Below are 6076 nucleotides of genomic sequence, written 5' to 3' on the forward strand. Positions count from 1 at the left end.
GCGAAACTGGGAACCAGAAACTACAACTCGCGCACCACGCGGCAGGGGTTGCCCGAGGCGAAGACGCCCGCCGGCACGTCTTCGAGCACCACGCTGCCCGAACCAACCGTCGAGCCCGCGCCAATCGTAACGCCGGGGTTCAGGATCGACCCGCCGCCGATCCACACGTCGTCGCCGATCGTCACCGGGGCGGCTTGTTCGAGACCCTCAGCCCGCTGGCCGGGGTTTACCGGCCGGGCGACGGCGTAGACGTGGACGCCCGGTCCGAACCGCACGCGGTCACCGATCGTGATTTTGCCCACGTCCGTCAGCACGCAGTTCGGCCCGGCGACGAAGTGGTCGCCGACGTGGACGTGCTGCCCGTACTCGCAGAAGATCGGCGCGTCGATCTCGGTGCGCTCGCCGAGGGCACCGAAGAGGCTGGCGAGCGTGCGGATCCGCGCCGTGCGCTGGTCCTCCGGGAGCGCGTTGAACTCGCGGACGAGCCGGCGCGCCTTCTGGCGGATCATGATCAGGCCGGGGTCGTTGCCGCGGTGGGCGAGGCCGGCGCGCAGGCGGTCGAGGGCCGAGGGAGCTGTGGTCTGCATAACGGGGGGCGATTTGGTTTCGAGGTCGCCGGGTGGTTTATTGGGAACGATATCGGCAACTCCAAGACAAATATGAAACAGGCTACGATCTATGCGCTCCTCCTTGGCTTCGCGCTACCCGCTCTCGCGCAGACGCCCAACACGACAAGCGCCGAGCGGTACTTCCCGCTGGAGGTCGGCAACGTGTGGGAGTACGAAGGCTTCGACCTGATCGGGGAGAAGCCGATTTATCAGCGGCGGACGATCACACGGGACACGCTGGTAGCGGGACAGCGCTACTTCCGGTACGACCGCGCCGTTCTGAACGAGGAGGGAGATGTGGTCGGCTCGCTCGGCGCGCTCTACGTCCGCTTCGACACCCTGGCGACGGCGATCCGCGTGCTGGAGGACGTGCCCCCCTTCGACATCCTGCCGAACTGCGCGCTGGGCGAAGACTTCAGTAGCGGCGGCGTCTGCGAGGTCTCGTCGGACCTCACCTGCGAGGCCATCTACGGCGGCGACTACGACGTTCCGATAACGATTGGCGCGGAGACGGTGACGGCGTCGGCCAAGTCGGTAGATACGCAGGGGTGTGAACTAGACAGTCTCTTCGTGGCCGACATCGGGTTCACGCAGTTCTTTACGTTCGGAGCCAACTTTGCCCTTCGCTACGCCCGCGTCGGCGGTGCCGAGTACGGCGAGCCGTTCGCCGTCGTCACCGAATCGGGTCCGGATACGCCGGCTCTCGCGCTGTCGGTCTACCCGACCCCGTCGTCCGGCAGCGTCACCGCGAGTCTGAGCCTCGACGAAGCGCAGCAGGTGCGGTTCGCGGTCTACGACGTGCTCGGCCGCCGCGTGCTCTCGGGCGACCTCGGCGCGCGCCCGGCGGGCGAGGCGCAGCACGGCCTCGACGCGGCGCGGCTCCCGGCGGGCGTCTACCTCGTTCGCCTCACCGGCGACGCGGGGGCAGCGGCGACGGCGCGGCTCGTCCGGCAGTGAACGAGGCCGCCTGAAACGAGCGCAGGGGCGACCGGCCGGTCGCCCCTACGGAATCGCGCAGAGGGAGAGAGACTAGGCGTTGGCCTCGATCCGCTCCAGGGCCTCGACGTTCGTGCGGACGTGCTGGGCGGACTCCCGCATCAGCTGCTGCTCGGCCTCGTCGAGCTCGACCTCCATGATCTCCTTGACGCCCTCGCGCCCGAGCTTGACCGGGACGCCGATGAACATGTCGTTGCAGCCGTACTGCCCGGTGACCCACGCCGCGGCGGGGACGACGCGGTTCGAGTCCTTGATGATGCCCTCGACCATCTCGGCGGCGGCCGCGCCCGGCGCGTACCACGCGCTCGTGCCCATCAGCCCGACAATCTCGCCGCCGCCTTTCTTGGTGCGCTCGACGATCTCGTGGATGCGGCTCTTGGGGAGGAGGTCGGTCAGCGGCGTGCCGGCGACCGTCGTGTAGCGCGGGAGCGGGACCATCGTGTCGCCGTGGCCGCCGAGGAGGAGGGCCTGGATGTCCTTGACCGAGACCTCGAGTTCGGTGGCGAGGAAGGCGCGGAAGCGGGCTGTGTCGAGGACGCCGGCCATGCCCATCACGCGGTGGCTCGGGAAGCCGCTCGTCATGTAGGCCACGTAGGTCATCACGTCGAGCGGGTTCGAGACGACGATCAGGATGGCGTTCGGGCTGTGCTCGACGAACGACTCGGTGACGCTGCGGACGATGCTCGCGTTTTTGGCGAGGAGGTCGTCGCGGCTCATGCCGGGCTTGCGGGGGAGGCCGGCGGTGATGACGCAGATGTCCGAGCCCTCGGTGAGCGCGTAGTCGCTGCCGCCGGTGAGGGTGGTGTCGAACTGGTGGACGGGGGCGGACTCCCACAGGTCGAGCGCCTTGCCCTGGGCGGTGCCTTCCTGGATGTCGATGAGGACGACTTCGCTCGCCATGTCCTTGCGGGCGACGCATTCGGCGACGGTGGCCCCGACGTTTCCGGCGCCGACAACGGTGACTTTCATAGTAGCTTAGGTATGCTGGGTGAAGAGGGGAGGGGTCGCGTTCAAAATAGCCGCCGCGCACTCAGCAAGCCGGATGGGGACGGAAACTCTGCGTGAAAATGCGAGGCCGCGTTGCATTACACCTCCGTCATCGCGCCGTGGCCTTTCGCCCGTAGCTTGCCGCCCGTACCTCACCGCCTCGCCCGTGCCCCGCCTCGTCGTCGCCTGTCTCCTCCTGCTCGTCGCCGTGCCCGCCGGGGCACAGGACGCGGAGCGACCGCAGAACCTCATCCTCCTCATCCCCGACGGCTTCGGCCCGGCCTCGGCGACGCTCGCGCGGACGTTCTCCGGCGCACCCCTCGCGCTCGACGGCATCCTGCGCGGCGCGGTCACGACGGCAGCGACCGACAGCCGGGTCACGGACTCGGCGGCCTCGGCGACGGCCTATGCGGCGGGCGTCCGCACCTACAACGGGGCCATCGGCGTCGACACGCTGCGGCGGCCCGTCGGGACGATCCTCGAAGCGGCCGAGGCGCGGGGCATGGCGACGGGCCTCGTGGTGACGAGCCGGGTGACGCACGCCACGCCCGCCTCGTTCGCGGCGCACGTTCCGAACCGCTGGATGGAGGAGGTGATCGCCGTGCAACTGATGGAGGCCGGAGTCGAGGTGCTCTTCGGCGGCGGGCGGCGCTTTTTCGTCCCCGAGGCCGAGGGCGGCGCGCGCACGGACGGCCGCAGCCTCCTGGCCGAAATGCGGGCTGGCAGTGTCACCGTCGTCACCGACCCGGCTGCGTTCGACGCGGCCAGCACGGTGCCCGTCGTCGGCCTCTTCGCTGACGACCACCTCGACTACGAGATCGACCGGACGGACCAGCCCAGCCTGGAGGCGATGACGCAGCGCGCGCTCGGCCTGCTCAGCGCCGACCCCGACGGGTTCTTCCTGATGGTCGAGGGCAGCCGGATCGACCACGCCGGGCACAGCAACGACCCGGTCGGGCACGTCCACGACATCCTCGCCTTCGACCGGGCTGTGCGCGCCGCGCTCGCCTTTGCCGAGGCCGACGGGCAGACGCTCGTCGTGGTCGCGTCGGACCACGAGACGGGCGGGCTCAGCCTGGGCCGGGACGGCGTCTACGCGTGGCACCCCGCCCGCCTCCGCCGGGCCACCGCGAGCGCGGACCGACTGCGCCGCCTCATCGCTGAAGGCGGCGACCCGCTGGGCGTTCTGCGCGAGCACGCCGCCGTGGACAGCCTCACGGCCGACGAGCAGACGCTCTTCGCCGAGGGCACGCCGAGCGCCCTCACCATCGGCCGCCTCGTCAGCCGGCGGATGCGCCTCGGGTGGACGACGAAGGGGCATACCGGCATCGACGTCGGGCTCTACGCCTTCGGGCCGGGGTCGGAGCCGCTCGTCGGCGTGTGGACGAACGACGCGCTCGGGCGTCGCCTCGCCGGCGCGCTCGGGCTCGACCTCGAAGCGGCAACCGCGCGGCTGCGAGCGGAGTATCTCGAACGTTCAGCCTCCGGCGACTAGCCCCGGTGTCACGACGGATGGCAGCGGGTGCCGGTAGGTTCAGTTCTCACTCGCCCCACACGGCCATTGCTCCTCGAAGACGCCACCTTCGTCGTCACCGACACCGAGACCACCGGGACTCGGGCGGGCGAAGACCGGGTCATCGAGATCGGAGCGGTGAAAGTCCGGGGCGGCGAGGTAGTCGACACGTTCGGGCATCTCATCGACCCCGAACGGCACGTTCCGCGCCGGATCACGCGGATCACCGGCCTCTCGACGGCCTCCGTCTTCGGCGAGCCGACCGCGAAGGACGTGCTGCCGGACTACCTCGACTTCCTCGGCGAGGGCGTCCTCGTCGCGCACAACCTGGGGTTCGACCTGCGCTTCCTCCAGGCCGAGCTCGACCGCGCCGGGCTGCCGGCCATCGAGAACGAGTCGGTTTGCACGCTCCGCCTCGCACGTCGGCTCTTGCCTTCGCTGCCCTCGCGCGGGCTGACGGCGCTCCAGGCGCACTTCGGGATCACCAACCCGGCCCGCCACCGCGCCCTCGGCGATGCCGAGGCGACGGCCGAGGTCCTGCTCCGCTTCCTCGACCGGCTCCGCGCCGGCTTCGGCCTCACGACCGTCGCCGACCTCGTCGCCTTCCAGCGCAAGCGCTACAAGGACGCCTCCGGCGAGCCGAAGCACGTCCAGCACATCCGCGACACCTATCTCGGTGACCTCCCGGACCGGCCGGGGGTCTACTTCATGAAGCGCAAGAACGGCGAGGTGCTCTACGTCGGCAAGGCCAAGAGCTTGCGCAACCGGGTCCGCTCCTACTTCACCAGCATCGACGCGCACCCGACGCGCACCCGGAAGCTCGTCCGCGACGTGCGCGCGGTCGAGTGGACCGAGACCGGGAGCGAACTCGGGGCGCTGCTCCTCGAATCGAAGCTCATCAAAACACTGCTGCCGCGCTACAACCGGGCGCAGCGGCGCTACAAGAACTACCCCTTCCTCCGGCTCGACGCGGCGCACGGCTTCCCGACGCTCTCGTGGACCTCGTCGGTGCGGGCCGACGGGGCGGAGTACTACGGACCGCTCGGCCGAAAGCAGGCGGCGGCGGAACTCGTCGAACTCGTCGGGCGCGTGTTCCGGCTCAGGGAGTGCGATCCGGTGACGTGGCAGGCGGCGCGGGCGTCGGAGAACCCGTGCCTCTACGGGTCGATGGACCGCTGCCTCGCCCCGTGCGAAGGCGACAAGGACGACGCGTACGGTGCCGAGGTCGAGCGCATCCGCCGCTTTCTGACAGGGCAGGACACCGAGGTGCTGGAGACAGTCGAGGCCGCGATGCGCGAGGCGGCCGGGCGGCTGGAGTTCGAGCAGGCTGGGTGGTACCGCGACCAACTGGAGCGCCTCCGCCGGACGCTCGACCGGCAGCGCCCCTTCGCGACGGCCGTCCACGACCGCCACGCCGTCCTCGTCGAGCCGGGGTTGAAAGAGGGCGAGGTGCAGCTTTTCCTCCTCCGCTTCGGGCGGCTCGTCCAGACGCGCCCGCTGCCCGTCCCACCGACCGGGGCCGACGTGGCCGACCTCCGCGAGACGCTCGGCGCGCACTTCGACCCGGCGCTCGCCGCGCCGGAGGTCTTCCACCGGTCCGACGTGGACGAGATCAACATCCTCGCTCGCTGGATGCGCCTCAACGAGGGCAGCGCGCAGCACGTCCGCTGGACCCCCGAGAGGAGCACGGACGACCTCCTCGACGGCGTGCTCGCGGCGGCACGCTCGGCATAGGCTCGCCTCTGTGATTGAAGCGGTTGCCCGGAGCGGCCGATACTTCGTACGTTACGGCGGCTCTCTTCTCCAACCCAATGTGTGCCTAGAGCATGTTATGGACTCGGTTAGGTCTCAGCGTTCTCCTCAAAAACAGCCGTCATTCCCGCGCAGGCGGGAATCCAGAGCTTGTAGTACGCCTTCTGGATTCCCGATCAGGGTCGGGAATGACTCGATGTGAGGAGGTAACAGTAGCAGA

The 6076-nt window shown here is 69.7% G+C and carries 5 protein-coding genes; 3 read left to right on the plus strand and 2 right to left on the minus strand.

The genetic code is table 11. The annotated features are described in order from the left end of the window. Positions 1 to 20: 20 nt before the first annotated feature. The gene (locus AAGI91_14175) at positions 21 to 587 is read right to left on the minus strand and encodes a sugar O-acetyltransferase (GenBank protein MEM1043759.1); all 567 of its coding nucleotides are present in this window, start codon (positions 585 to 587) and stop codon (positions 21 to 23) included. A 72-nt stretch (positions 588 to 659) separates the two neighbouring features. Between AAGI91_14175 and AAGI91_14180 the strand changes: the two genes are divergently transcribed. Beyond that, entirely contained in the window at positions 660 to 1565 is a 906-nt protein-coding gene (locus AAGI91_14180) for a T9SS type A sorting domain-containing protein (GenBank protein ID MEM1043760.1), read from the plus strand. A gap of 72 nt (positions 1566 to 1637) precedes the next feature. Here the strand turns inward: AAGI91_14180 and mdh are convergent, their stop codons facing one another. After that, positions 1638 to 2573, minus strand: coding sequence for a malate dehydrogenase (gene mdh / locus AAGI91_14185; GenBank protein MEM1043761.1), 936 nt, complete (start codon positions 2571 to 2573; stop codon positions 1638 to 1640). Positions 2574 to 2757: 184 nt separating this feature from the next. On the opposite strand from mdh, the gene AAGI91_14190 reads away from it, so the two are divergent. Together AAGI91_14190 and AAGI91_14195 are read left to right on the plus strand one after the other, a co-directional pair. After that, a complete protein-coding gene (locus AAGI91_14190) occupies positions 2758 to 4086 on the plus strand; it encodes an alkaline phosphatase (protein MEM1043762.1) in 1329 nt (442 codons plus the stop codon). 66 nt (positions 4087 to 4152) lie between these two features. Continuing rightward, the gene (locus AAGI91_14195; protein MEM1043763.1) at positions 4153 to 5838 is read left to right on the plus strand and encodes a DEDD exonuclease domain-containing protein; all 1686 of its coding nucleotides are present in this window, start codon (positions 4153 to 4155) and stop codon (positions 5836 to 5838) included. The last annotated feature ends 238 nt before the right edge of the window (positions 5839 to 6076 follow it).

This window comes from Bacteroidota bacterium (genome assembly GCA_038746285.1).
In the GTDB taxonomy this organism is placed as follows: Bacteria; Bacteroidota; Rhodothermia; order Rhodothermales; family JANQRZ01; genus JANQRZ01.

Excerpts from the sequence above, each read along its gene's own strand:
- AAGI91_14175 (MEM1043759.1), bottom strand. The coding sequence starts at position 587 with ATGCAGACCACAGCTCCCTCGGCCCTCGACCGCCTGCGCGCCGGCCTC.
- AAGI91_14180 (MEM1043760.1), top strand. The coding sequence starts at position 660 with ATGAAACAGGCTACGATCTATGCGCTCCTCCTTGGCTTCGCGCTACCC.
- mdh (MEM1043761.1), bottom strand. The coding sequence starts at position 2,573 with ATGAAAGTCACCGTTGTCGGCGCCGGAAACGTCGGGGCCACCGTCGCC.